Origin of the sequence: Martinezella miluonensis (genome assembly GCF_900094545.1) — a bacterium.
Classification (GTDB): Bacteria; Pseudomonadota; Alphaproteobacteria; order Rhizobiales; family Rhizobiaceae; genus Rhizobium; species Rhizobium miluonense.
Genome location: NZ_FMAH01000038.1, coordinates 38486 through 63754 on the forward strand (window position 1 = coordinate 38486; position 25269 = coordinate 63754).

Sequence of the window (25269 nt, forward strand, 5' to 3'; positions counted from 1 at the left end):
TATGGTGCAGACTAGCCGTCTCGTACGTTTCCGACGTGGGATCACGCTGCCGCTTCTTCTCCTTGTCGCTTGGGAAGTCTCAAGCCGGGTCGGTTTGGCGGATGCGCGCTTTCTGCCGCCGTTGGAAGACGTGGTAGCGACGGCCAAACGCGAGCTGATCGACAATGATCTGATCGGTGAGCTTGGCTTCAGCCTTATGCGTAATATTGCCGGCTTTCTTATCGGATGCGTGTTGGGCGTCGGTTTCGCCAGCCTATTGGCGCTCTCGCGCATTGCCGATCGGCTGATCATGCCGACCTTCAACGGGCTGAAGCAGATCTCCCTTCTGGCCTGGATACCGCTGATCTCGGTCTGGTTCGGCTTTGGCGAACAGGCGAAGATCGTCTTCGTCGCGCTTGCCGCTTTCATTCCCATCGTTCTCAACACTTATGACGGCATGCGCGAGGCGCCGGCCGAACTGCTAGAGGTCGGCCGCGCGCTGAAGTTCAATGTGCGCCAGAAGGCACTGCGGATCTATATTCCCTCGGCAATGCCGTCTATCGCGACCGGGGTCCATCTGGGCTTGATCTACGCCTGGCTCGCGACCGTGGGAGCAGAATATTTCCTAGCCGTCGGTCCGGGTATCGGCGGTCTGGTGATTGCCGGCCGTGAACGGTTCGACATGGCCCTGGTAATGGTAGGCGTCCTGATATTGGGCCTAGTCGGCTTCACCCTCAATCGACTTGCCTCCGCGCTGGAGGCTTATCTGCTGCGCTGGCGACCCAAACAGCAGCAGACTACATAGGTTGCGCCTGCCAATAGTTATGGGTAGGCACCGCCTTTGGATCGTCCTTGAAGAAACAATATCGGGGACCTCGAGAAAATCAGTTCAGAAGACCTTGTCGGCAGCGCTGCCGGCATGCCTGCGTATATTGAAACGGATTTCTGTTTCGGCATTCACAAACGCATCAGGATACCTTTAGTCTATTAATTTTATAGACAATTATGATCCCGTTCACGCCGCGCGATCTCTGTTCTCCTTCCGAGCGGATGATGAGAGCGGCAGCGACCAATATTAGGGACGGGATATGAACGAAAGATATTCGAGCGTGAATGGTACGAAGCGAGCTAAGAGCGGCATCGCCCTTGCATTTTCACTTTTGGCGATGATCGGTACCGCGGCGAATGCGGCATCGGACGCGACAAAGCCGGTCGATGGCGGTGTTCTCAATGTGGGATTGGGGACCGATGCGTCGATCATTGATCCTTCCATCACCGGCAATTCGATTACGGCACTGATTACCCGCAATATTGTCGACTCGCTTGTCGGGCAGGCTGAAGACAACAAATTCACGCCGTGGCTTGCAGAAAGCTGGGACATCAACGGCGACAACACCGTCTATACGTTCCATCTGCGTCAAGGTGTAACCTTCAGCGACGGCACGCCGTTCGACGCGGCAGCGGTCAAGTATAATTTCGACCGCATTCTCGATCCGAAAACGACTTCCAGTTATGCCAAGTCATTGCTTGGGCCGATCGACAAGATCGAGGCTCCCGACGCTCGTACGGTCATTATCCGCTACCGTCAGTCCTTCGCTCCCCTGTTGCAGGGGTTAAGCCTTCCCTATCTTGGCATCCAGTCGCCGACCTACCTTCAGAAAGCCCAGAGCACGACGAATACGGTGATCGGATCGGGTCCCTACGTGCTGGACAACTTCACCAAGGGCAGTGGCAGCAAGCTTAGTCGCCGTGCGGATTACAATTGGGGGCCCGGCTATGCCGCGCATAAGGGGCCGGCTCATTTCGATCAGATCGTTTTCAAATACCTGCCGGAGGCCTCCGTGCGCCTCGGTGCGCTGGCAAGCGGCCAGCTGCAGGCGATCGACGCGGTGCCGCCCGCAAATTATCGCTCCGTTCAAGGTAACGGCAAGCTGCAGGTAGTGACGCGGGAAAACCCCGGCGTCAACAGCTCCTATTTCCTGAATACCTCGAAAGGCCCGTTTCAAGACTTGAAGGTACGTCAGGCTTTCCAGAGCGCGGTCAATGGGCCTGCCGCGGTCAAGGCTGCCTTCTTCGGAACCTTGAAGCCGGCCGACAATATCCTCGGTCCTTCGACGCTCTATTATGACCACGATATTTCCAGCTTATGGGGCTTCGATCTGGCAAAGGCCAATCGGTTGCTTGACGAGGCGGGCTGGTCGCAGAAGGACGCCGATGGTGTCCGCAAAAAGGACGGCGGCCGGCTGACCCTGCATTATGTCTACGACAGCACCTCGCTCGCCGCGACGGAAGTGACCTTGGCGCAGGCCGTTCAATATCAGGTGCGGCAGGCGGGCTTCGATCTTCAGCTCGATCCAGTCGATTCCGGCGGCTTGACCGCGCGCACCAATGCCAATGATTACGATCTGACCTCGTTCTACTATGTGCGTGCGGAGCCCGATATCCTGCGCACGGTATTCCATTCGGCCTACATTCCACCAGCCGGTTCGAATGTGTCTCGTGTCAAAAGCCTCGATGAAAAGCTGACGAAGGCGGTGGGCGCATCGGATGCCGAACGCAAAAAGCTTTATGCCGAAGTGCAGAAAGAAGTGATCGATCAGGCTTATGCCGTGCCACTTTTTGTAGCGGCCTATCAACTCGGCGCCTCCAAGAAGCTTCTCGGCATTTCCTGGGCCACCAACGCGAAGCCGAATTTCTATGATGCCTGGCTGGATCAGTAAGGTCTCGCGGATCGCCGTTCGGCGGATCGGCGTAATCGTTGCCGTGCTTTGGGGCGCGGCAACGATTACGTTCATTACCGTCAAGCTCATACCGGGCGATCCTGTGGCGATATTGGCCGGCGGCGAAAATGTCGTCGACGAGGCCGAGCGCGCCGCATTGGTGCATCAATATGGTCTGGATCAGCCGCTCGCGCTGCAATACGCGCATTATGTCGGCAAGGCTTTGATCGGCGATTTCGGGCAAAGCTATCAGTATCGCCAGCCCGTTTCCGAGGTAATCTATGAGGCGGCCGGACCGACATTGCAGCTTGCCGGCAGTGCTGTCGCTCTCGCTCTTTTTCTGGCGATCAGCGTTGCCCTTACGACGGCGGCCCGCCGCAGGAGCCTGACGCTGCTGTCCTCGGGAGTAGAGCTGATCCTGTTGAGTACGCCCGTCTACTGGATCGGGATCGTCCTGCTGACGATCTTCAGCTTTAATCTGGAATGGTTTCCGGTGACCGGCAATGACGGGCCATCCGCGTTGGTGCTTCCAGCCATTGCACTGAGCCTGCCCTTGGCCGCTCTTTTAAGCCAGGTGTTGCGAGACGGATTGGAAGAGGCATTGTCGCAGCCGTTTTCGCTGACCGTGAGAACGCGCGGCGTCGGCGAGACGGTCTTACGTGTGAGGCATGGTTTGCGGCACGCCGCGCTGGCGGCATCGACCCTTACCGGCACTCTGCTCGCCGGCACCCTCGGCGGCTCGATCCTGACCGAAACGGTATTCGGCCGTTCGGGAATTGGGCAGATCACGCTTCAAGCGATCAAGAATCGGGACATGCCGTTGATCCTTGGCCTGGTGATGCTGTCCGCGCTTGTCTTCGTCATCGTCAATCTTCTGGTCGATGCCTTCTACCTTTTGATCGATCCACGTTTACGGAGGACGGGCCTTTGAGCAATGTCGTTCTGGCTGCTGGCGGGCAGGAGCGCGCAACACGCAAACGCCCGATCTGGCTGTCTTTCGGTCTATTTATTCCCTTCGCCTTTGTGGTCGTGCTTGGCGTAGCGGTCTGGATGCCGCAATGGCTTTCCTCTTTCGATCCCGAGGCGGTCGATCCGAATGCGATCTTGCTGCCGCCGGATGCCGCGCACTGGTTTGGAACGGATGAGCTGGGCCGCGATCTGTTTTCGCGGGTGGTATACGGAACCTCGCAATCTCTGACGATCAGTATCGGCGCGACCCTGATCGCAAGCATCGGCGGGATTGTGCTGGGCACGGCGGCCGCGCTGGCTCCGAGGCCGATCGGCAGGCTTCTGTTGCGCATTATCGATATCCTGCTCGCATTTCCGGAGATGCTGCTTGCGCTGCTGGTGATCGCGGTTCTCGGGCGTGGGCCTGCCAATACATTATTGGCGGTCGGGCTCGCCAGCATTGCCAGCTATGCCAGACTGATCCGTTCGCAGGTACTGCAGATTAAGCTGTCGGGCTATGTCGAGCATGCCGTGGCACTTGGCGAACATCCCTGGACCATCATCAGGCGGCATATCGTACCCAACGCCATCCGACCACTTCTCATCCTTGCGACCATCGGCGTGGGGAGTTCCGTGCTGTCGGCTTCGGCGCTGAGCTTTCTCGGCCTCGGCGTGGTTCCGCCGGCGGCGGAATGGGGCGCGCTCCTCGCCAATGGCCGCAATTTTCTCGATATAGCACCCTGGACCAGTCTGCTGCCGGCAACGGTGGTCGCGCTTTCCGTCATTTCGATCACGCTGCTTGGCCGCCGGTTGCAGACCCTGCTTGCAACGGGAGATCTGCGATGAACATGCAGGCCGGTCTGCGAAACTTTCTGTCGGCTGGTTCCGAGCCGGCGCCGCTGCTTGACGTCAAAGGGTTGACGGTGAGCTTTTCGACCCCGCAGGGCCGGGTGGATGCGGTTCGCAACGTGTCGCTGCAGATCGCGCCGGGTGAGATCCTTGCACTCGTTGGCGAATCCGGATCCGGAAAATCCGTGACCGCGCGAGCGATCGTCGGCCTTGCCGGTCCACGTGCGACCGTGGCCGCGAAGACGATGAAGCTGAGCGCCCATGACGGGCGTCCGCTGAACCTCCTTGATCTGTCGGAGAAGGCCTGGCGACATGTGCGAGGGCGGGAAATCGGCTTCATCCTCCAGGACGCGCTGGTATCACTCGATCCCTTGCGGACCATCGGTCGGGAAATTGCAGAACCTATCCTCACGCATCGTTTGGCGCCGCGCTCACTCGTGTCACAGCAGGTCGCGGAACTTCTGGCGCGTGTCGGCGTTCCAGAGCCGGAATTGCGGGCAGGGCAATATCCCCATCAATTGTCGGGCGGGTTACGGCAAAGAGCATTGATCGCCTCGGCACTTGCCGGTCAGCCGAGGCTGCTCGTTGCCGACGAGCCGACCACAGCGCTTGACGTCAGCGTTCAGAAAAGAGTGCTCGCCATCTTCAGGGAGTTGGCGGCTGCCGGCCATGGCATCCTCCTGATCACGCATGATCTTTCCGTTGCCGCCCAGCTCGCGGATAGGGTCGCCGTGATGCAGAAGGGGCAATTGGTGGAGACCGGCCCGGCGCGCGGCGTCCTGTCGGATCCGCAGCATGCCTATACCCGACAGCTATTGGCTGCCGTTCCGACGGCTGCCAATCGTGGTCGTCGTCTCAGCGCCCCGGATAAACCCTTGCCGCACAGGGAGGCCATTCGTTCGGGTGAGCGGCTCATCGACATCCGCAATGTGTCGGTGAGCTTCAGGCATGCGGACGGCAGTGTTCTGCACGCTGTCAGCAATGTGTCGCTCCATGTCGATGGCGGGGAAACGCTGGGGGTGGTCGGCGAATCCGGCTCCGGCAAGACGACGCTTGGCAGGATCGCGCTGGCACTTCAGCATCCGGATACGGGGGAGGTGCTGTTTGAAGGGCAGCCGTGGAGCACGCTGTCTGAGCGCGCACGCCGTCCTTTGCGGGCCGGTATGCAGATCATCAGCCAGGATCCGCTCAGTTCCTTCAATCCGCGCTTCACGGTCGAGCGCATCATCGAGCAACCCCTGCTGCTCCACAAAAAACTCAGCAGATCGGCGCGCCGCGAAGAAATCGTCCGGTTGTTGGATCTCGTCGGTCTGTCTCCGGATCTGCTTGTCCGCAGGCCGATGGCACTTTCCGGTGGTCAGCGACAGCGCGTGTCGATCGCGCAGGCTCTCGCTGCCATGCCGAAACTTTTGATTTGTGACGAGCCGGTTTCGGCGCTCGATGTCACGACACAGGCGCAAGTTCTCGATCTGCTGATCGATTTGCAGGCAAGGCTCGGCCTGTCGATGATCTTCATTTCGCATGATTTGGGGGTGATCCAGCATATCAGCCATCGGATCGTCGTCATGAAACAAGGGGCTGTCGTCGAAACGGGATCGGTCGAAGACGTGTTCGAGCGCCCCCAGCATGCCTATACGCGCGAACTCATCGCATCCGTGCCGAGATTTGGCGATGATTAGGATCAGTCATTCGGGCCGCCAAACGCCCTGCAGAGGACCGATTCCTGGCAAGCCTTTCGTCGCAAACGCTTGTCCGGCGAAAAACATTTCGCCCCTCTTTTCCAGATTGGATGGGCCTCTCTCCACAATAGCGGGCTCTAAAAGTAGATTTAGAGCGTTGAATTCTAGGAGTTCGTATGTCCCAGGCTGCCAATGTCATTGATTTCCAGGCCCATCGTGATGCCCGGAAAAAATCGTCCGTTGTCGTATCGCAGGCCCGTATGGTTTGGCCGGCTCAGCCTTTCCTCATGTGGGTTCCCTATGTCGGTTTCATTCCCGTAGTGGCCTTTGGCAATCAGGCCTATGGTAGTTGAGGCGAGCGGAACGCTCGCTCTGGTCTCAAGAGTGGAGTCGATCGACGAAATATCCGCCTTGACGGGCCAAAATCTCCGGCGTCTAAGGACGCGCAGGGGATATTCGTTGGATCGATTGGCGAAAATTTCGGGCGTCAGCCGGGCAATGCTCGGACAGATCGAGACGGGCAAGAGCAGCCCAACCGTCGCTATTCTCTGGAAAATTGCAACCGCGCTGGATGTCTCCTGCGGTTCGCTGATTGCCGAGCCCCACGAGACGGCTCTCCAGGTTCTCACGCATGCCAAAGCGAAAGTCCTTTCCGCTTCGGAAGGTCGGTTTCAGACGCGGGCGTTGTTTCCTTATGAAAGCGAACGAAAGGTCGAATTCTACGAATTGCGGATAGCCCCGCATCACACGGAGAGGGCCGAGGCACATCGTCCGGGAACTGTGGAAAATCTGGTCGTTTCGCGGGGTACGGTCGAGATCGTCGCCGGCCGTCATGCGCCGCAGATCCTGGGCGAGGGCGATGCGATCCTATTTGAGGCCGACGTTGCTCATAGCTATCGCAATATGACCGGAAGTGAAGCGGTCTTGTTCTTGGTGACGACCTACGTCGACGAAATCAGTGGCTGAACGCGCGATCGTGTCTCAGCCAAGATCGGACCGCCCCGAAGAGAGCGGCCCGTTGATTAATTTCGCTGCCGAAATCGTTTCGATCAGGCTGCTTCCATCATGCAGCACATCATCATGTTGCCGCACATCATCATGGCAGGCATCCCGGACGACATCATGGACATCATGCGCTTGCAGCATTCCATGAACATGTCCTTGTCCATGCCTTCCATCGGCATCATCTCGCAGACCATGCCCTTGGGCGTCATCTTGCAGGTCATTTTGCCCATCATCATCTGCATCATGGGCATCATCATTGGATTCATCATCGGCATGCCGCCCATCATCGGGTTCATCATGGGCATTCCACCCATCATCGGCATGCCGCTCATCATGGGGTTCATCATGGGCATCATGTTCATTGCGGGGTTCATCATCGTCATCTCCGAAATTAGCTGCGTTTTGGCGTTTGATGAAGTTTGAGTTATGCCAACCAATTTTTCCATTCAATGCAAAAAAATATTTTAATATTCTTTCCTCCAATAGAATAGAGGCGCCTCCGTTGCTTCGGCCGATATCTCCGTTATTTTAGAGATCCATCCGTTATAGCAGATGACGACATTACCCTTGAAGTCGCTTTCCGCCTCAATGCCGAGCGCTCAGCAAAGCGAAAAATTCATTTTGCCGATTCACGCCGCAGCGGCGGAAAGCTATTTCTTTAGTCTAGTAAATTTATAGATATTCTTTCGACATTGACTGACCCTTTGCCTATGGCATTTCCAGCCAATCATCCGGGGGAGTATAGCGTGACGAAACTCTATCAGAGCTTCACGAAGCTGATCGGCAATACGCCGCTGGCCCGGCGACCCGAGAATGCCGGCAAGCTCATCGTAGCCATTCTGCCCGATACCGGTGAACGCTATTTATCGACCTCAACGGAGCAGCCACAATGACCAGGAACAATGGCCCAGCTGATCCGCTGGGCCCGAATACCGCGCTGGTGCGCGCAGGCTATGATCCCTTCGACTATTATGGCTTCGTCAATCCGCCGAAGGTCCATGCATCGACGGTTCTGTTTCCGGATGCGCAGACGATGGATCGTAACGGGCAGAAATACACCTATGCGACGCGAGGCACGCCGACGACCGACGCGCTATGCGATGCGATCAATGAACTTGAAGGGGCGGCCGGTACGGTCCTCGTCCCGTCCGGGCTCGCCGCCGTTACAACCGCGCTGTTGGCCTATCTGTCTCCCGGAGACCACGCGCTGATTGTTGATTCCGTCTATGGCAATGTCAGGCAGTTTTGCGACACCATGCTTTCCCGGTTCGGCGTCGATGTTCAGTACTACGACCCCATGATCGGCCATGACATCGAGACCTTATTCAAGTCAAATACGAAGCTGGTTCATACGGAGGCGCCCGGGTCGAACACCTTCGAGATACAGGATATTCCCGCCATCGTTGAGGTTGCACATCGGCACGATGCTGTCGTCACCATGGACAATACCTGGGCAACCCCGTTTTTCTTCAGGCCTCTCGACGCAGGCGTTGACGTATCGATCCAGGCATCGACCAAATATCCTGCCGGTCATGCCGATGTATTGATGGGCACAATTTCGGCAAATGCCGAGCATTGGCGCGCGTTGAAACGCGCCAATGGAGCGCTTGGCTTTTGCGGCACGCCTGATGACGCCTATCAGGTTCTTCGTGGACTGCGCACCATGGGCGTTCGGTTGGAGCGTCATCAAGCGAGCAGCCTCGCTGTCGCGAAATGGCTGGAGGGACGGAGCGATGTCGTCCGTGTCCTTAACCCCGCTTTGGAAAGCTTTCCTGGCCACGATCTCTGGCAACGTGACTTCAAGGGGGCCGGCGGCGTCTTTTCCTTCGTGCTCGCAGCCGATCAAACGGAAGATTTCAAACTGAAGGCCCAGAGATTTCTCGATGAACTCTCCTTGTTCGGCCTCGGCTATTCCTGGGGTGGATATCAGAGCCTCGCGTTGCATGTAGATCTAAGTGATCGCCGCATCGCGAAAGTGCCGGTGGAAGGACCGCTCATCCGTCTCCAGATCGGGCTGGAGGACATCGAGGATCTGATCGCTGATCTTGAGCGTGCCTTCGCAGCTTCATCAACCGTGTGAACGGTATCTCTCGAAAAAGACGAACTCGCGCCAAGCTTCATCCGCGATCCCGTCTGCAAGGCTGCGGATGAATTGCGATGCCAATGGTGCGCCTTGCATCAGACGCGCTTGGCCGAGCTCAAGCTGCCAGTTGCGCTTATGTAGGGCGGAAGCTCCAGATTCGAGCGGAAATCGTCTCCGACATAATCGGTGTCGATGATCGACCGTCGCCGCAATTCGGGCAGCAGCCCGTTCACCAACAGATCCTCCTGGTCCGAATTGCCGAAGCCGTGCAGCGAGAGGACATCGAGAATTCCAGCCCGAAAGCGTTCCTCGATCGCATCGGCAAGCTGCTCGGGCGTGCCGGCGACCGACCAGTGGCCGGTTTCCTGCGCCTGAATGATGAGTTGCCGCAAAGTTAGGCCCTCGCGCGCATAGCGGCGAAAGATTTCCACGCGGCCGCGCCGCCGGTTGATGCTGGTGACCTCAGGCAACAGCGTCTCCGGCAGAGGCTTGTCCAGTGGCAATTCGGACAAGTCGAGCCCTCCGCCGAGCATATCCGCTAATTTGAGACGTCCCTGCTCGTAGTCGATCCGCTCGTGCTTTTCCTTCAGGCGTCTTGCGACATCTGCGTCTGAATCGCCAATCACCGAATGGAAGGAGTTCATGATGAAGGGCAGGCCGCCCGCTCGCCCAAAGCTTGCAGCTCGCCGGCGCAGTTCCGTGGCGAAAGCGATGGCATCTTCGAGCTTGGGCTGCGAAGTATAGACCACCTCGGCATATCGTGCGCCGACGGTGACGCCAGCTTCGGACTGACCCGCCTGAAACTGAACGGGACGGCCCTGCGGCAAGGGCGGCACGTTGAGGGGACCGTCGACCTTGAAGTGCTTGCCGCGATAATTGATCGGATGGAATTTTGCCGGATCGATACCGATTGCCCCGGACGCCTTGCGCTCGGCGGCGTTGCGTTCATTGGCGTCATAAAGCGCGTTGACGATTTCGATGAATTCCGCGGCTCGTTCGTAACGCTCCTCAGGGCTAGGCAACGTCTCGCCGAAATTCTCTTCGCCGACCGAGGAGGTCACGGCATTCCAGCCGGCGCGCCCGCCGCTTGCATGGTCAAGCGTGCCGATCTGGCGAGCCAGATTGTAGGGATAGTGAAAGGTGGTGGAGACGGTGGCGATCAGGCCGATGTGTGAGGTCACCTGGCTCAAGGCGGCAAGCGCGATGATCGGTTCCTGGATGCCGGCGGTTCCGGCTAGTCCCGCCGGGTCGATGTGGAGCAGGTCGGCCGTGAACAGCCCGGTGATCTTTTCCGCTTCCGCCTTGCGGGCGAGCTCGACAGCACGCTTGATGCCGGTGACGGGGCTTATGTCGTTTCCGGCGGAGATGACGCTGCTTGCTCCGGTCAATGTCTTCAGGCGTCGGGGACGATTGTGGGTCATCGCGAATGTCCTTGATCGTTTGAAATTCCGGTCTGCGCCGGCGTTTGGATTGTGCTTTCAGGGCAAGGCTGGAACGGCCTCGAGGAGCGTGCGCGTGTAGCTGTGATGTGGCCTGGTGAAGACATCCTCCACCGCGCCTGCTTCGACGATGCGTCCCTCCTTCATCACGAGAACACGGTCCGTCAGGTGATGGACGACGCCGAGATCGTGGGAGATGAAGAGGAGCGAGGTTCCGGACGCGGCTTGAAGTTCAGCCAAAAGATCGAGCACCTGCGCCTGCACCGATACGTCGAGCGCGCTGACGGGCTCGTCTGCCACAAGAAGCCGCGGGCGCGGCGCAAAGGCGCGTGCGATCGCGACGCGTTGACGCTGGCCGCCGGAAAGCTCGCGAGGATAGCGCTTCAGGAACGCTTCGTTCAGACGAACCGCGTCCAGCACCTCAAGCACGCGGTCACGGCGCGCGGCGCCGAAGATGCTGGCGCTATCGAGACTTTCGCGGATGATCTTCTCGACCGTATAACGCGGATCGAAGGAACTGAGTGCATCCTGCGCTATGAGCTGCATGCTGGAGCGCCTGGAGCGCCGTGCGGCCTCAGCGACGTTGCTCCAGCCGCCTCCGTCAAGACGAACCGATCCATGATCCGGTTCGACAAGCCCAAGAACGATCTTCGCGACCGTTGTCTTGCCGGAACCGGATTCACCGACGATGCCAAGGGCTTCGCCGGCTGCGAGGTCGAAGGAGACGTCGTTGACGGCGAAGATGCCGCCTGATCCGCCATAACGTTTGACGAGATTGCGGGCTGACAGAATGTGGTTGTGGCGATCGATTGCTTTTGCAGGCAAGGGGATGCGTTGCCAGGCGTTTGGCCTGGCGGGAGCTTGCACCTGCTCGCTCCCCGCTTGTGTCACAGATGCCGGCGACAGCCGGAACCCCTTGGAGGCCGCCGAGGGCACGGCATCCAGCAATTGCCGCGTATAGGGATGCTGAGGTCTCTTCAATATCTGTTCCGTCGAACCTTCTTCGACGATCCGGCCGCTGTTCATGACGAGCACGCGATCGGCAAGATGGGAGACGACGGCAAGATCATGACTGATCAGGAGAAGCGTATGGCCGGCCTGGCGTCGTTCGAGAAGCAGGTCGAGGATCTGCTTTTGAACCGTCGCGTCTAGCGCCGTCGTCGGCTCGTCGGCAATCAGCAGTGACGGCCCGCGTGCTATTGCGGTGGCGATGAGAGTGCGCTGGCGCAGGCCGCCCGAAAGCTGGTGCGGGTATTGCGGCAGCCGCCGATCCGGATCGGGGATGCCGACGGACTTCAGCAGCAGGCGGCTGTCTTCGCGCCGATCGGGCCGGCGAAAGAGACTGCGCCCGCCGAAGGCGTCCGACAGTTGCTGCGAAATCCGTCTCAGCGGATCGAGGGAGATGAGCGCATCCTGAAGAACGAATCCGATCTTTTCGCCGCGAAGGCGCTGCCATTGCCTATCATCGAAGTCACGAACATCGTTTCCGTCGATATCGAAACGGTCAGCGGCGACAACGGCATTCGGGCCGGCGAGACCGATGATCGAGCGCGCCGTCACCGATTTGCCGGAGCCGGACTCTCCGACAAGCGCGACAGCCTCGCCCTTTTCGATCCGCAGGTTGATGCCGTGGACCACTCTGTTATCGCGGCCGTCCCGAGGAAAGCCGATCGTCAGATTGCGGATGTCGAGTACCGGTGTCACGACGGCCTCCTGCCTTCAAATGCAAGTTGCCAGCGTCTTCCAAGCACGCTGATGGAGATGACCGTCAGCGTGATGGCGAGACCCGGCCAGACGCCGATCCACCAGGCAACGCGAAGATAATTGCGTGCCTCCGCCAGCATTGCTCCCCATTCCGGAGCGGGCGGTTGCGGACCCATGCCAAGAAAACTGAGGCCCGCGGCCTGAATGATCGTGGTCCCGAGACCGATCGTTGCCAGGATGGGCACCTGGGCCAGTGCATGCGGCAGGATATGGCGAGCCAACAGCACGCTGCGTCCTAGTCCGAATGTCCTTGCCTGCTCCACATAACCGCTTTTGGCGATCACGAAGGTCTGCGCGCGCACGACCCTTGCAAAGCGCGGCACGCAGGCGAGGCCGAGTGCGAAGATAAGGTTGACCGTACCGGGTCCTGTAAAGGAGATCAGCACGAGAGCCAGAAGCAGGTCCGGAAACGACGAAATCACATCCAGAAAGCGCGAGATGGCCTCATCGACAAGACCACGGGCAAGGCCCGACAGAAGCCCGAGAAAGGCTCCGACGATCGCTGCGATGGCGACGGCGCTGACGCCGATGAGGATGGAGTAACGTGCGCCGTAAACAACCCGCGAGAAGACATCTCTCCCGAGATGATCCGTGCCGAACCAATGTTGCGTCGACGGCGGCAGCTGCGCCTGCAAGGGGTCGGCGGCGATCGGATTGGCCGCGGTCAGAACTTGCGGCCAGATGGTTGCGATCGCCACCAGCAGCACGAAAATCGCCGAAAGAATAAGCCCCGGATTTGCCGCGCGCCAATAAAGTCGCTGTTTGCGGTGATCGGTTTCCTGTTCGGGAGACGAGGAGACACTCAACGGCTGGCCTCCGCATTCTGATTGCGCAGGCGGGGATCGAGCAGAAGATAAAGCACGTCGACCAGCGTGCTGAGGACAACGTAGATGAAGGCCGAGAGGACGGCGACGGCGAGCACGACGGGCAGGTCATGTGCCAACACGGCGTCGACCGTAATCCGCCCAAGCCCGGGCCTGCCAAACACCGCTTCGGTGATGACGGCGCCGGACAGCAGATTGCCGACCAGCCAACCGGCAAGCGTCACGGCGGGAAGTGCGGCATGCCGCAGGCCGTGGCGCAACCTAAGCACGAAGTCATTGGCGCCCCAGCTCTTTACCGTCAGCATGAAGGGTTCTTCCAAGGCCCGTTCGAGCCCTTCGCGCAGCACCTGTCCGATGACGGCTCCGAGCGATAGGCCAAGCGACAGGGCCGGCAGGACCAGCGCCGAAAACGTCCGGTCGCCGGCGACCGGAAAGAGCTTCAAGGTGAAGGAGAATACGAACAAGAGCACGATGCCGAGCCAGAAGGACGGCGTCGAGATCAGGATAAGCTCGAGACTGCCTGCGATGCTGCGCGGCAGGCGCTTGCCGGCCGTCAGCAGGGCGCTGGCAACGGCAAAGACCACGGCGACGACGAGGGCGGCCGCGGTCAGCTTCAATGTCGGCAGCATCTGCGATAGCACGAGGCCGGAAACATCCGTCTGCAGGATATAGGACCGTCCGAAATCGCCGTGCAGAACACGCTGAAGATAGGTCAGATATTGCGTCAGCAATGGCTTGTCCAAGCCCCATTCAAGGCGAATAGCCGCCTCTACCTCCGGCGTGCGCAATTGCTCGCCGATCAACAGGCTGACAATATCGCCGGGTGCCAGATGAATGCTGATGAAGCTCAGTGTCAGCGCGGCCCATAGGACCGCGATGGCCGAGCCGATACGGACCAGGATCTGCGATGTCAGGCTGTCGTGCTTCAGCCTGCGCCAGCGTGAAAACCAGGCCGAAGGGCTCTGCTCGAAGGCCGTCGTATTGTCAGCACTCATGCTGGTCACTCCTCCACTGTCCCCGACCGTTTGCGTTGCCGGGGATATGTGTTGACGGTACGGTTCATTCGCTGCGCCAGATGTCGTAGGCGCTCTCCGGCAATTGCTTGAAGGGCCGGAAGCTGACGCCCTTCACATAGCTTGCTGCCGCGACTTGATCCTCGGGCTCGTAGAGCGGCAGGGCATAGGCCTGGTCGAGAATGGCGAAGCGCTGCAGCTTCGAATAGAGATCGAAGCGCTTCTTCTGGTCCAGCGTCGAAGCGGCCTCGTTCAGCCATTGCGACAGTTCGGGTGCGAAGGCGCGGCTGTAGTTGATGCTACCGCCCTTATCGAGCGGCAGATAGTGATACTCGATGTCGATCGCATCCGTGGGCGTATTGGAATTGGCGATCGAGCCGAACTGACCGGTCTTGCGCCGATCGGTATAGGTGCCGGCATCCACGAAGACGATCTTGAGATCGATGCCGGCATTCTGGCGTGCCTGTGCCTGCAGGGCCTGCAGCAGGACGTCACGCTGATCGCGCACCGTCGCCTGAGCCTGGATGACCTCGATGGTCAGCCGCTTGCCATCCTTCGTCCTGAAGCCATCGGCGTCCCGCGCGGTCCAGCCAGCCTCGTCAAGAAGCGCATTTGCCGCCTTGGCATCAGGTTTATATGCCGCCTCGATGCTCTTGTCGTAGAATTGCGGATCGATCGGCGATGTGATGCCCCATGCGCGGGTGCGTTCTCCGCGATAGACGGCTTTCAGCACCGCATCGACGTCGATGGCTGATATCAGAGCCTTGCGTACCTTGAGATCCTGGGTCGGTCCCCAGGTGACATTGAGGAACAGCGAATAGGGCGTGCCGGTATTGAGGGCCGTCTGATAGCTGAAGTCCGAGTTACCTTTGAAAAGGCTGGCATCGTTGCCGGCGATCCCTTCGATCACGTCGAGCTGGCCGGAGGTGAGTGCTCCGGTTCGAACGGAGGATTCGGACAGGAAGCGGTAGGTCACCTCATCCAGATAGGCCGGGCCGTTATGAGCCGAAGTCTTTGGCGCCCAATTGTAGGCCGGGTTCTTGACGAACTGAATGTCCTGTCCCTTTGCATAACGCTTCAGGATGAAGGGACCGGTTCCCGCGATCTCCGGTCCGCCGGATTTCAGTTGCGTCGAATTGAAAGCCGCGGGCGAAAGGATTTCCAGGCTCGCGGCATAATCGAGAAAGGGCGCATAAACCTGGTTCAACGTGAAGGAGACGGTATGATCGTCCAGTGCTTTCGCTTCGACGATGCGCGAGACCGGGCCGGCGCTCACGCTGCCGCTATAAGCCGCGTCCTTCAGCTTGATGAAATTGGTGATGACGGCCTGTGCATCGAGCTTCTGCCCGTCGGTGAAGGTGACATTGTCACGAAGCTTGAACGTGTAGGTCTTGCCGTCGTCGGAGATCTTGTATTCGGTTGCAAGCCAGGGAACGTAGCCGCCATCTGCAGTCCGCGCCAGCAGCGACTCATAGGCGTTGCGCAGCAGCAGCTTGGTCTTGTCCTGCCCGTTGAGCTGCGGATTGAGCGTAGCCGGTTCCGTCTCAACGCCCCATGTCAGCTTGCCGCCGCTGACCGGCGTGCCGTCCGCTGCCATTGCAAGGCCTGACAGCATGGAAGTCGCAAGCATGGCGGCGGTCAGGCTTAGAAAATGTCTGCGAATAATCATTTATCGATATCTCCTTTGAAAAATCTTTGAGAACCCAAACTCAGGCTTGCCGCTGGAACCAAACGTCATAGACGTTTTCGGGAAGGCGCTTGAATGGGCGAAAGCCGATGCCTTTGACCTCGGCCGACGCGGCGATTTGATCCTCCGGAACATAAAGCGGCAGGCCGAGCCCCTGTTCGCGGAGTGCGAAACGTTGCAGTGCCGAATAGATCTCGAAGCGCTTCTTGACGTCGAGCGTAGAGGCGGCCTCGGCGAGCCAGGCGGATATTTCAGGTGCCACGGTGCGGCTGTAATTGATCGATCCGCCCTTCTCGCGTGGCAGATAATGAAAATAGAGGGTGAGGCCGTTTTCCTGCGTCGTGGTGGAGTTCGGAATGATGCCGTATTGGCCGTCGTTCTGCCTGTTCGCATAGGTTCCGGAGTCGACATAGCGCAAGACGACATCGATGCCGGCATTCTGTCTGGCCTGCGCCTGAACGGCCTCGAGAAGAACGTCGCGCTGATCGCGCAAGGTCGCTTGCGACTGGACGATCTCGATCGTCAGCCGTTTACCGACCTTCGTCCGGAAGCCATCGCCGTCTCTGCTCGTCCAGCCGGCCTCGTCAAGCAATCTCTTGGCGAGATCGATATCGAAGCCGTAGCTGCCTTCGATGCTTTTGTCGTAGAAATCGGTGTCCGCAGGTGTCAGAACGCCCCATGCGCGTTTGCGTTCGCCACGATAGACGGATTGAATAATCCGCTCGACATCGATCGCCGCAAGAAAGGCTTTGCGTATCTTGACGTCGCTCGTCGGGGTGTTGGTGACATTCAGGTAAAGCGTGTAGGGCGTGCCGGTATTCAGCGCGCTTTGATAGGTGAAATCGGGATTGTCGCGGAAAAGTGCTGCGTCATTGCCGGAAATGCCCTCGATGACATGCACCTGGCCCGAGGTCAGCGCGCCGGTTCGAACGGCCGATTCAGGCAGGAAGCGATAGACCACTTCATCGAGATAGGCCGGCCCCTGGTGACCGGCATTGCCGGGAGCCCAATTATAGGCCGCGTTTCGAATGAAACGGATTTCTTGACCTTTGACATAACGATCGAGGATGAAAGGACCGGTGCCTGCAATGTCAGGCCCGCCTGCCTTCAGCTGCGACGATGAGAATGATCTCGGCGAGATGATCTCGATGCTGGTCGCGCCATCGAGAAATGGCGCATAGACGTCGTTGAGCTTGAGTACGACCGTATGAGGATCGAGCGCGATTGCCTCGGAAATGTGGGAGACGTGGCCGGCACTGATACTGCCGGAATAGAGCGGCTCCCTCAGTTTCTGGAAATTCGTTACGACGGCTGCAGCGTCGAATTTCTCCCCGTCGCTGAAACTCACGTCATCGCGGAGATTGAAGGTATAGGTCCTGCCATCTTCGGATACCGTATACTCTTTCGCCAGCCAAGGCACATAACCGCCATCCGGGGAGCGGGCGAGAAGGCATTCGTAGGCATTGCGCAGGATGAGTTTCGCCTTGGCCTGGCCGTTCAGATGCGGATTGAGCGTGGTCGGTTCCGTCTCCACGCCCCAGATCAGGGACCCGCCGCGCGCAGGCTTGTCATCCGCCAGCGTGTCGGTCGCTTGCAGTCCGGCAGACAGAGACAGAGCAGCAATCGCTGAACTCTTCAGAAAATCTCTTCTGGTTACCACGGCATTCTTTCCCATGTCATTTTGGCCGATGTCATCTTGGACCGCCTCCCAATCAGGCGGCTGCGGCCTTACGCGTGGCCAGCAATTCGATAGTGCCAAGCCGGTGCGCACCTTCGGAAACCGGGCAGTCGATCACAAATTCTTCGATGCCGAATCCCTTGTGAAGGCGCTGCAGCTCCAGATGGACATCGGGGGGCGTTCCTCGAATGACGCGCGGGCTTCTCTCTTCGATCCGATAGTCGGTCGCGCTAGCCTGGCGGACATATTCGAGCGCCTGCTCGCGGCTGCCGACATTGACGCTTTGTCCATCCTTGATTTGCAGGTGGAATCGGCGCGTGTCGCCGACGAGACCCTCGGCCAGCGAGGTCGTTGGGGCCGTGACCACGCTGACCGCAAGCAGGGCAGTCTTGTCACCCGCCTGCCGGTAGGCCGATAGCGATTGCGAGATCGCTTCGTCGTCACCATGGATATGACCCGCATAGACAAAGCCCCAGCCGAGACGAGCCGCCAATCTCGCGCTGTCGGGGCTCGCGCCGAGCAGGAAGCGGCCGGGCGGCTCGTCGGGCGCTGGAAAGGCGGCGAGGTGCTCGGTTTTGTCTTCGGCGCCCTGTTCATGGCGCAGGAAACCATCCAGTTCGGCCAGCTGCTCTTCGAACGATGGTTTGCGGGAGGGATCGTATGCTTTCTGGAGAGCCCCGGTCGAAAGCGGAAGCCCGCCCGGCGCTTTGCCGACCCCAAGATCGACGCGCCCCGGTGCCAGCGACGCCAGCAGATTGAAGTTCTCGGCAACCTTGTAGGCGCTGTAATGCTGTAGCATTACGCCGCCGGAGCCTATGCGGATGCGTCTCGTATTTGCCAGTAGGTAGCCGATCAATACCTCGGGGGAGGAGCTTGCGAGCTTGGGGGAATTATGATGCTCAGCCACCCAGAAGCGCCGATAGCCTAGCTCTTCGGCTCGCCTGGCAAGCGCAAGGCTGCGGCGCAATGCTTGCGATGCACGCTCGAACCCATCAATCGGACTCTTGTCGAGAAAACTCAGGGCGTAAGACATCTGTCCTCTTGGCAATCGGCGACAACATTAATTGCTATAATCTATATTTTTAATGGACTATTGAATCGAGCAATGATGTTTCAATCGTCGGCTGCACAATGAAAGATCATGCCGTGCGAAGCGCTTCAGCAATCATGCATCTTAGAAGCGTGAAGCACTGAGCGGCATTGAGAGAGCGGCAGGTCGGGATGATCCGACTGCAGTCTACCTCCAGTAGCCTTCAGGCCGTTATTGGAGGCGTTTCCGTGACCGATATCATCGTCCGTTCTTCTCTTCTGGAGCCGGCAACTCAGCCGCTGATCGAAGGTCTAGTCAGCGAGTATGACGGCCGGTACGGCGCTGCCAGCCGGCCAGGCGGCGCACGGGCGGAAATCCTGCGTTATCCCGTCGCACTATTTTCGCCGCCGCTCGGCGATTTTCTTTTATTACAACGCGACGGCGAAACCATCGCAGGCGGGGCGTTCATGAGTCACGATGACGAGACAGCCGAACTCAAACGCATATGGACACATCCGGCGCTGCGCCGGCAGGGGCTTGCCCGCAAAATAGTGGTCGCGCTGGAGGAAAGCGCGGCCGAACTTGGCTATACGCGCGCTTATCTGTCGACAGGCTTCCGCCAGCCGGAGGCAGTCGCGCTTTATGTTTCGCTCGGCTATCGCCCGCTTTTCGATACGACGGTCGACCCCCTCTATTATCGCTCCCTGCCGTTTGAAAAGCTAATCGGTGCGAAGGCGGGCAAGGTCGGTTCGACGCCGATCTATCCGCCGGCGACTTCCTTTGAGGAGGCGACAGCGCGCGTGACTGCGCTGAAGGCCGGGCAGGAGCAGAAGATCACCGCACGGCTGGCGGCATACCAGGCTTCCGCGGCCTGAGACCTCGGAAGACCAGGGTACGGTCGGCCGAACATCTGAAGCGAAGCGCCCGAGCGCCGCCCGAGTTTAAATCAGGAGCAGACAGGAGCTTATATGACCACCAATGCAAACGGCCTGACTGTCGGCATCGGGTTCGATATCGCCGCACGTTCGGCCAGCAAGCATGAACGCCCGCGCGATCATTGGCAAACACTCCTCGCGCGGATAGACAATGTCGTCGACTATGTAACGCTCGAGGATGGATTTGCCCGCGCCGAGGGCGATGGTCTCGATGCTGTGCTGCTTGCCAACTGGCTTGCGCCGCGCAGCCGCAATATCGGCATCATCGCCGGTGCACCGGTCAATTTCCTGGAACCATTTCACGTCTCGACTGCAATCGCGACCCTCGACTTCGTGAGCGAGGGAAGGGCAGGACTGCTTGTGCAGCGATATGGTGAGGTACAGGCGGCACAGGCGAGGCTAACACTCGGCGAGCTTGATGGCTTTCCTCCAGCGCAAGTCACCGCTTTGGAGCGGGACAGCCGGGATGCGATCGAGGCCATCCAGCGTCTGTGGGATAGCTGGGAGGATGGAGCGATCATTCGCGACCAGAAGAGCCAGCGTTTTCTCGATGGCTCCAAGCTGCATTACGTCAATTTTGAAGGGGCGGAATTTGAAATTCTCGGCCCCTCCATTACACCTCGGTCGCCGCAAGGTCAGCCCGTAACCGCCGTAACCTACCGTAGGGGCGAAGATCTCCTCACCGCCGCTGCCGCCGATGTTGTCTTCCTGCGCCTGGGGGCAGTCGACATCGGCGACACGGTGGAGGAAATCCGCAGCTCCGCCGCCAACAGGGCAAGGGTTTTCATTGCCGACGTCACTCTGGAAGCCGGGTGGCAATCCACCGCTGATCTGGCGTCACAAATCGCCGGGCTAGCCCGATCTGGCGTCACCGGTATTCGCCTGTTGCTTAGTGATCCGGCTCAGCAAGTGACCTATCTCAGCAACGAGCTTCTGCCGGCCTTGAGAGCCGCTCTGCTCGTTCGTGCGCCCGTAAATGGCTCACTGAGAGATCGGTTTGGCCTGCCGGCGGCGACCAACCGGTTCACGGCGGCGGCTTGAGTTTTAAAGGAGCGAAGTCCATGGCGAAGAAGCAGGTTATTCTCGGCGCCCAGTTTCCAGGCGTCAACAATTTCACCGTCTGGAGCGATCCGGCGGCAGGAAGCCAGATCGAATTTTCGTCATTCCGGCATTTCGCCAAGACCGTGGAGCGCGGCAAATTCGATTTCATTTTCCTGGCCGAGGGGTTGCGCATCCGCGAGCAAAAGGGTCGTTTCCATGAACTGGACGTGGCCGGCCGGCCCAATACCCTGTCGATCCTGACTGCTCTTGCGTCCATCACGGAACATGTTGGCCTGATCGGCACGCTGACGACCACCTTCAATGAGCCGTATCCGCTCGCGCGCCAATTGGCGACGCTCGATCTACTGTCCGGTGGCCGTGCCGGTTGGAACGTCGTCACCTCGCCGGGCGCCTTTACCGGCGCAAACTTCCGCCGCGGCGATCACCTGCCGCATGGCGAGCGCTACGAGCGCGCTCGCGAATTCATCGAGGCGGCGCGGGCGATATGGCGTGGTGGTGCGTTTTCGATCCACTCCAAGCATTTCGATATCGCCGGACGGTCGCAGCTGGCGCCCTTGCCGCAAGGCACTCCGGTAATCGCACAGGCCGGAGATTCGAATGAAGGCAGGGAATTGGCAGCCAGCCACGCCGACCTCATTTACTCCCGTCACGGCTCGATCGAGGCCGGGCAGGCCTTCTATGCAGATGTGAAAAAGCGATTGGCGAAATATGGCCGCAGTCCCGACGCCCTCAAGATTCTCCCCGGCGCCCATTTCGTGATCGGTGATACGAAGGACGATGCCGAGGAGAAGCTGAACGCGATCCGCCTGCAGCAAGTCAGTCCAAAGAATTCCATCGTATTTCTCGAACAGGTCTGGAACCGCGACCTGTCGAACTACGATCCGGATGGGCCATTGCCTGAGATCGAACCCGACGTCTCCGGCTCGAGCCTGGCACAAGGGCGCGCAAACAACCAGGACATCAAAAGCCGATTGGAGACAGCGCGCCTCTGGCGTGAGATTGCCGATCGCGATCAGCTGAGCATTCGCCAATTGGCCATTCGTGTCACCGCGCGCCAACATTTCGTCGGAACCCCGGAGAGCATTGCGGACGAGATCGATCGGCATGTACAGGCCGATGCGGCCGATGGATTTGTCTTTGCGCCTCATTTGACGCCCGGCGGCTTTGATGAATTCGTCGAGAAAGTCGTGCCGCTGCTGCAGGAGCGGGGCGTCTATCGTACGGAGTACCGAGGAGAAACGCTGCGTTCCAATCTCGGTCTGGGCGGCCCGTCATCGGAAGCAGTCTCATCCGGCTTGGCGGCGGTGGGATGAATGGTGGCGCTCGGTTCTCGCAGGATCCAAACGTTTTCAGCGGGCAGGGCTGCAAACCGCCAGCCTGGAGCCGAGCGTTGGATCGCCAGCAGCGGAAATGGACGAGAAATGATTGAGGATGATGGCGTCAAAGGCGTCGTCGATCAATCCCGCATGGATCTGACCGATGAGCTCGTCGCTCTGAGTTTGCGAAATGAGATTGATCCGGGACCGGACCCGCAGCACATACCGATCACGGAAGTTGAACTGGACGAACTGGCCTTGCGGCTCCATGAGGAGTCGCAAGGCGATGCGCTTTGGGTCTTCGCTTATGGCTCCTTAATCTGGAAGCCCGATTTCGATGCCGTGGAAGCGCGTGTGGCAGCGGTCAAGGGATGGCATCGCTCCTTCTGCCTGCGAATGACACGGTGGCGGGGATCGCTGACACAGCCGGGGCTCATGCTCGCATTGAAGCGAGGCGGATACTGCAAGGGGGTGGCTTTCAGGTTGGATGACAGTGATCGTTTGGGCCAGATCAAGCGTATGCTTCGCCGCGAAATCGGAACCATTGAAGCCGCGGCCACTATTCGCTGGGCAAGGGCGCAGACCGATCAAGGTCCGGTGCGAGCATTGGTCTTCTGGGCCGACCCAAAGGGAAGCTACGTGACTTCCAAGCTGCCATTGGAGACCGTGGCCGGCATCCTGGCACGCGCTTGCGGCCCCAGAGGCTCATGTGCGGAATATCTCTATTTGACGGTGAAACATCTCGAGGCTTGGGGGATTCGGGACCTTAACCTATGGAGGCTTCAAAAGCTGGTTGCGGGCGAGCTCAGAGCGATCCACGCATCGGAAGGCGTGGCAGGTGGATAACAAGAAAGATATTTCTATAAATTCGATAGAAATAGACTTTATGGCTTTCACGCATTGCTGCCTCAGGTCCTAGGTTTGCCGACGCATATTGATGGGATATTAGAGCGAGGGATCAGATGGGCTTGTTTCGCGCGGCGGCAATGGGTGTTGCGGTTGCCCTTGGGCTGGGGCTGCCATCGGCTGGAGCGGCCGATATTTCCGAAATTCGGATTGACTGGGCGACCTATAACCCAGTCGGCCTTCTTCTGAAAAAGGAAGGTTTGCTGGAAAAGGAATTCGCCAAGGACAAGATCAGCGTCCGCTGGGTACAGTCCGCCGGTTCGAACAAGGCGTTGGAGTTCCTGAATGCCGGCTCGATCGATTTTGGGTCCACGGCAGGTGCTGCGGCGTTGATCGCGCGCGTCAACGGCAATCCGGTGAAATCGATCTACGTGTACTCGCGCCCCGAATGGACGGCCCTGGTCACTCGCGCGGACAGCTCTATCTCCACCGTTCAAGATCTGAAAGGCAAGACCATCGCCGTCACACGCGGCACGGATCCGCATATCTTTCTCGTTCGCGCCCTGGCGGATGCCGGGCTGAAGCAATCGGATGTGAAACTGGTGCTGCTGCAGCATGCCGATGGCAAGCTGGCGCTTCTGCGCGGCGACGTCGATGCTTGGGCAGGGCTCGACCCGCTAATGGCTTCGGCCGAAGTGGAAGACAAGGCTAAACTCTTTTATCGCAAGCCCGAAAACAACACATGGGGCGTGCTCAATACCACTGAGACGTTCGCTGCCGAACATCCCGACATCGTCAAGCGTGTCATAGCCGTCTACGAGCAGGCGCGGGCCGATGCGATTGCCAATCCCGCAGCTTTGAAGGCGGCGCTGGTGGAAGCGGCCAAGCTGCCGGACGATGTCATCGCCAAGCAGCTGGAACGTACGGACATCTCCCAATCCACCATCGGCGACCAGCAGCGTGACACGATATCGAAAGCCGGCCTTGCGTTGCAAAGCGCCGGAGTTCTGCCGGCGGATGTCGATATCCGCAAGGTCACGAACGAGCTGATCGATGATCGTTTCGCGGTCGGGAAAACCCAATAGAGAGTACCAGCCATCGCTATGACGGACTTAGTCGAGGCCAGCATCAAGACGGAAGCGGGAACGCCGCGATCAATCGCGGCGTCGACCATTTCCGGAGCGATCGGCAAGGTGATGGTGGCCGTCGTGTTACCGCTGCTCGGACTGCTGATCTGGGAAATCACCGTTGCGGCAGGGTGGTTTTCCGGCAGGCTCATGCCGCCGCCATCCAGGGTCGCCGTGACCTTGTGGAGGCTCTGGAACTCCGGCGAACTCCTTAGCCACATCGGTATCACCACATTCAGGGTCTTGCTTGGGTTTATCATCGGTGCAGCCGCTGCCACGATTGCAGGCGCGATTACCGGTTATTTCGGGCTTGCCCGCTGTCGCTTTGCTCTTAAAGGGGTTCTCCCTCAAAGTCTGTGGTTAACAGGGTGTTAGCGCACAGTTGCTATCTGCGGAAATGCAAACGAAATCGAATTGGTCACCCGGCCCAGGGGTTAGAATTCTGGATGTCACCCTTCATGATGAAGAAAATTGGATTGTTTCCGCCGCTGCGAAACCCGTCGGTGTCTGCCCGGAGTGCGGCGTGAAAAGCCGACATCGACATGGCTGGCACAAACGCTGCCTTCAGGACTTGCCTGTTCAGGGACAGGCTGTGAAAATCCAACTCGCGCTGATCCGGTGGCAGTGTAAACACCCGATATGCCCGCGGCGAACTTTCACAGATCAGTTATCCAAAATTGCTTTACCCTATGCACATCGTACAGTGCGGATGGCCGATATCGTGGACTTGGTCGGGCACAGGATGGGCGGTCGCCCTGCAGAAAACCTGATGAATCGGCTCGGAATGCCGATTAGCGACGACACGATCTTGCGGCAGTTGAAGCGCAATGCTCCCAAACCCAGGCGAGACGACAATATTCGAGTTGTGGGTATAGATGATTGGAGTTGGCGGCAATCCTCGCACTACGGCACCATTATAATCGACCTTGAGCGCCGGTCAGTCATCGATATTCTGGACGACCGCAGCGTGGAAAGTGCAAAGGCATGGTTGCAAGAACGCCCATCTATCGAGGTTGTCAGCCGAGATCGATGTGGCCTCTATGCCCAGGGGCCGCCCGGGAGGGCGCACCCCAGGCCCGGCAGGTGGCCGATCGCTTCCATCTGGTTCAAAACCTTCGAGCCGCGATCAAGGAGCAGATGAGCCTTTCCGGTCATGCTCATGTCAGACCGATTTTGTCGGAAGACACGATCGCCAGCAACACGGCACAACACCGTCGGGCTCGCATGGCGCATAGACAATCGCGCCAGAAAACCTTTGATATGCTCCATGCCCTTCGTCAACAGG

22 protein-coding genes and 2 pseudogenes are annotated in these 25269 nt (G+C 59.0%); 16 read left to right on the forward strand and 8 right to left on the reverse strand.

Going from position 1 to position 25269, the window contains the following annotated elements:
* Position 1: 1 nt before the first annotated feature.
* The 7 genes from GA0061102_RS24825 (at position 2) to GA0061102_RS24850 (ending at position 7141) form a co-directional block, all read left to right on the forward strand.
* Positions 2-784, forward strand: a complete 783-nt coding sequence (locus tag GA0061102_RS24825; protein ID WP_092854154.1) for an ABC transporter permease — start codon at positions 2-4, stop codon at positions 782-784.
* A gap of 283 nt (positions 785-1067) precedes the next feature.
* Positions 1068-2699 carry an ABC transporter substrate-binding protein gene (locus GA0061102_RS24830; protein ID WP_245298126.1) on the forward strand — a complete coding sequence of 544 codons (1632 nt, stop codon included), beginning with the start codon at positions 1068-1070 and terminating at the stop codon, positions 2697-2699.
* The gene (locus GA0061102_RS24835) at positions 2677-3630 is read left to right on the forward strand and encodes an ABC transporter permease (RefSeq protein WP_092854156.1); all 954 of its coding nucleotides are present in this window, start codon (positions 2677-2679) and stop codon (positions 3628-3630) included. The genes GA0061102_RS24830 and GA0061102_RS24835 overlap by 23 nt, the downstream gene beginning before the upstream one ends.
* Positions 3627-4493 carry an ABC transporter permease gene (locus tag GA0061102_RS24840; RefSeq protein WP_208858703.1) on the forward strand — a complete coding sequence of 289 codons (867 nt, stop codon included), beginning with the start codon at positions 3627-3629 and terminating at the stop codon, positions 4491-4493. The genes GA0061102_RS24835 and GA0061102_RS24840 overlap by 4 nt, the downstream gene beginning before the upstream one ends.
* Positions 4490-6175, forward strand: coding sequence for a dipeptide ABC transporter ATP-binding protein (locus tag GA0061102_RS24845; protein WP_092854158.1), 1686 nt, complete (start codon positions 4490-4492; stop codon positions 6173-6175). Before GA0061102_RS24840 ends, GA0061102_RS24845 begins: the two co-directional genes overlap by 4 nt.
* 176 nt (positions 6176-6351) lie before the next feature.
* Positions 6352-6528, forward strand: a complete 177-nt coding sequence (locus GA0061102_RS33225) for a hypothetical protein (protein ID WP_167668054.1) — start codon at positions 6352-6354, stop codon at positions 6526-6528.
* On the forward strand, positions 6518-7141 hold the full coding sequence (locus GA0061102_RS24850) for a helix-turn-helix domain-containing protein (RefSeq protein ID WP_092854160.1): 624 nt from the start codon (positions 6518-6520) through the stop codon (positions 7139-7141). The genes GA0061102_RS33225 and GA0061102_RS24850 overlap by 11 nt, the downstream gene beginning before the upstream one ends.
* Before the next feature lie 15 nt (positions 7142-7156).
* On the opposite strand, the gene GA0061102_RS33005 is transcribed toward GA0061102_RS24850, so the two are convergent.
* Complete coding sequence (locus tag GA0061102_RS33005; RefSeq protein ID WP_159432203.1) at positions 7157-7663, reverse strand: hypothetical protein; 507 nt, start codon at positions 7661-7663, stop codon at positions 7157-7159.
* Between the two features lie 311 nt (positions 7664-7974).
* Between GA0061102_RS33005 and GA0061102_RS24860 the strand changes: the two are divergent.
* Positions 7975-8073: pseudogene (locus GA0061102_RS24860) on the forward strand (pyridoxal-phosphate dependent enzyme); the annotation flags it as partial.
* Complete coding sequence (locus tag GA0061102_RS24865) at positions 8070-9260, forward strand: cystathionine beta-lyase (RefSeq protein WP_092854164.1); 1191 nt, start codon at positions 8070-8072, stop codon at positions 9258-9260. The pseudogene GA0061102_RS24860 and the gene GA0061102_RS24865, both read left to right, overlap by 4 nt.
* A 98-nt stretch (positions 9261-9358) precedes the next feature.
* On the opposite strand, the gene GA0061102_RS24870 is transcribed toward GA0061102_RS24865, so the two are convergent.
* The 7 genes from GA0061102_RS24870 to GA0061102_RS24900 all read right to left on the reverse strand — a co-directional run bounded on the left by GA0061102_RS24870 (position 9359) and on the right by GA0061102_RS24900 (position 18701).
* Positions 9359-10684, reverse strand: coding sequence for an NtaA/DmoA family FMN-dependent monooxygenase (locus tag GA0061102_RS24870; RefSeq protein ID WP_092854166.1), 1326 nt, complete (start codon positions 10682-10684; stop codon positions 9359-9361).
* Positions 10685-10741: 57 nt separating this feature from the next.
* On the reverse strand, positions 10742-12406 hold the full coding sequence (locus GA0061102_RS24875; RefSeq protein WP_092854168.1) for a dipeptide ABC transporter ATP-binding protein: 1665 nt from the start codon (positions 12404-12406) through the stop codon (positions 10742-10744).
* A complete protein-coding gene (locus GA0061102_RS24880; RefSeq protein ID WP_092854170.1) occupies positions 12403-13272 on the reverse strand; it encodes an ABC transporter permease in 870 nt (289 codons plus the stop codon). Before GA0061102_RS24880 ends, GA0061102_RS24875 begins: the two co-directional genes overlap by 4 nt.
* Complete coding sequence (locus GA0061102_RS24885) at positions 13269-14285, reverse strand: ABC transporter permease (RefSeq protein ID WP_092854172.1); 1017 nt, start codon at positions 14283-14285, stop codon at positions 13269-13271. The genes GA0061102_RS24880 and GA0061102_RS24885 overlap by 4 nt, the downstream gene beginning before the upstream one ends.
* Before the next feature lie 64 nt (positions 14286-14349).
* Positions 14350-15972 carry an ABC transporter substrate-binding protein gene (locus tag GA0061102_RS24890; RefSeq protein ID WP_092854174.1) on the reverse strand — a complete coding sequence of 541 codons (1623 nt, stop codon included), beginning with the start codon at positions 15970-15972 and terminating at the stop codon, positions 14350-14352.
* Between the two features lie 40 nt (positions 15973-16012).
* Complete coding sequence (locus GA0061102_RS24895; RefSeq protein ID WP_245298128.1) at positions 16013-17650, reverse strand: ABC transporter substrate-binding protein; 1638 nt, start codon at positions 17648-17650, stop codon at positions 16013-16015.
* Between the two features lie 52 nt (positions 17651-17702).
* Positions 17703-18701: an LLM class flavin-dependent oxidoreductase gene (locus GA0061102_RS24900; protein ID WP_092854178.1), complete on the reverse strand. Its 999-nt coding sequence runs from the start codon at positions 18699-18701 to the stop codon at positions 17703-17705.
* Positions 18702-18946: 245 nt separating this feature from the next.
* On the opposite strand from GA0061102_RS24900, the gene GA0061102_RS24905 reads away from it, so the two are divergent.
* The 7 genes and pseudogenes from GA0061102_RS24905 to GA0061102_RS24935 form a co-directional block, all read left to right on the forward strand.
* A complete protein-coding gene (locus tag GA0061102_RS24905) occupies positions 18947-19573 on the forward strand; it encodes a GNAT family N-acetyltransferase (protein ID WP_092854180.1) in 627 nt (208 codons plus the stop codon).
* Positions 19574-19666: 93 nt separating this feature from the next.
* Entirely contained in the window at positions 19667-20674 is a 1008-nt protein-coding gene (locus tag GA0061102_RS24910) for an LLM class flavin-dependent oxidoreductase (protein WP_092854182.1), read from the forward strand.
* Positions 20675-20694: 20 nt separating this feature from the next.
* The gene (locus GA0061102_RS24915; protein WP_092854184.1) at positions 20695-22008 is read left to right on the forward strand and encodes an LLM class flavin-dependent oxidoreductase; all 1314 of its coding nucleotides are present in this window, start codon (positions 20695-20697) and stop codon (positions 22006-22008) included.
* A 108-nt stretch (positions 22009-22116) separates the two neighbouring features.
* Positions 22117-22857 carry a gamma-glutamylcyclotransferase gene (locus tag GA0061102_RS24920; protein WP_245298130.1) on the forward strand — a complete coding sequence of 247 codons (741 nt, stop codon included), beginning with the start codon at positions 22117-22119 and terminating at the stop codon, positions 22855-22857.
* A gap of 116 nt (positions 22858-22973) precedes the next feature.
* Positions 22974-23942: an aliphatic sulfonate ABC transporter substrate-binding protein gene (locus GA0061102_RS24925; protein ID WP_092854186.1), complete on the forward strand. Its 969-nt coding sequence runs from the start codon at positions 22974-22976 to the stop codon at positions 23940-23942.
* Positions 23943-23960: 18 nt separating this feature from the next.
* Positions 23961-24359, forward strand: coding sequence for a hypothetical protein (locus tag GA0061102_RS24930; RefSeq protein WP_245298129.1), 399 nt, complete (start codon positions 23961-23963; stop codon positions 24357-24359).
* Positions 24360-24381: 22 nt separating this feature from the next.
* Positions 24382-25269, forward strand: a pseudogene (locus GA0061102_RS24935) (ISL3 family transposase); the annotation flags it as partial.

Excerpts from the sequence above, each read along its gene's own strand:
- GA0061102_RS24825 (WP_092854154.1), top strand. The coding sequence starts at position 2 with ATGGTGCAGACTAGCCGTCTCGTACGTTTCCGACGTGGGATCACGCTG.
- GA0061102_RS24830 (WP_245298126.1), top strand. The coding sequence starts at position 1,068 with ATGAACGAAAGATATTCGAGCGTGAATGGTACGAAGCGAGCTAAGAGC.
- GA0061102_RS24835 (WP_092854156.1), top strand. The coding sequence starts at position 2,677 with ATGATGCCTGGCTGGATCAGTAAGGTCTCGCGGATCGCCGTTCGGCGG.
- GA0061102_RS24845 (WP_092854158.1), top strand. The coding sequence starts at position 4,490 with ATGAACATGCAGGCCGGTCTGCGAAACTTTCTGTCGGCTGGTTCCGAG.
- GA0061102_RS33225 (WP_167668054.1), top strand. The coding sequence starts at position 6,352 with ATGTCCCAGGCTGCCAATGTCATTGATTTCCAGGCCCATCGTGATGCC.
- GA0061102_RS24850 (WP_092854160.1), top strand. The coding sequence starts at position 6,518 with ATGGTAGTTGAGGCGAGCGGAACGCTCGCTCTGGTCTCAAGAGTGGAG.
- GA0061102_RS24865 (WP_092854164.1), top strand. The coding sequence starts at position 8,070 with ATGACCAGGAACAATGGCCCAGCTGATCCGCTGGGCCCGAATACCGCG.
- GA0061102_RS24870 (WP_092854166.1), bottom strand. The coding sequence starts at position 10,684 with ATGACCCACAATCGTCCCCGACGCCTGAAGACATTGACCGGAGCAAGC.
- GA0061102_RS24885 (WP_092854172.1), bottom strand. The coding sequence starts at position 14,285 with ATGAGTGCTGACAATACGACGGCCTTCGAGCAGAGCCCTTCGGCCTGG.
- GA0061102_RS24890 (WP_092854174.1), bottom strand. The coding sequence starts at position 15,972 with ATGATTATTCGCAGACATTTTCTAAGCCTGACCGCCGCCATGCTTGCG.
- GA0061102_RS24900 (WP_092854178.1), bottom strand. The coding sequence starts at position 18,701 with ATGTCTTACGCCCTGAGTTTTCTCGACAAGAGTCCGATTGATGGGTTC.
- GA0061102_RS24910 (WP_092854182.1), top strand. The coding sequence starts at position 19,667 with ATGACCACCAATGCAAACGGCCTGACTGTCGGCATCGGGTTCGATATC.
- GA0061102_RS24915 (WP_092854184.1), top strand. The coding sequence starts at position 20,695 with ATGGCGAAGAAGCAGGTTATTCTCGGCGCCCAGTTTCCAGGCGTCAAC.
- GA0061102_RS24920 (WP_245298130.1), top strand. The coding sequence starts at position 22,117 with ATGATTGAGGATGATGGCGTCAAAGGCGTCGTCGATCAATCCCGCATG.
- GA0061102_RS24925 (WP_092854186.1), top strand. The coding sequence starts at position 22,974 with ATGGGCTTGTTTCGCGCGGCGGCAATGGGTGTTGCGGTTGCCCTTGGG.
- GA0061102_RS24930 (WP_245298129.1), top strand. The coding sequence starts at position 23,961 with ATGACGGACTTAGTCGAGGCCAGCATCAAGACGGAAGCGGGAACGCCG.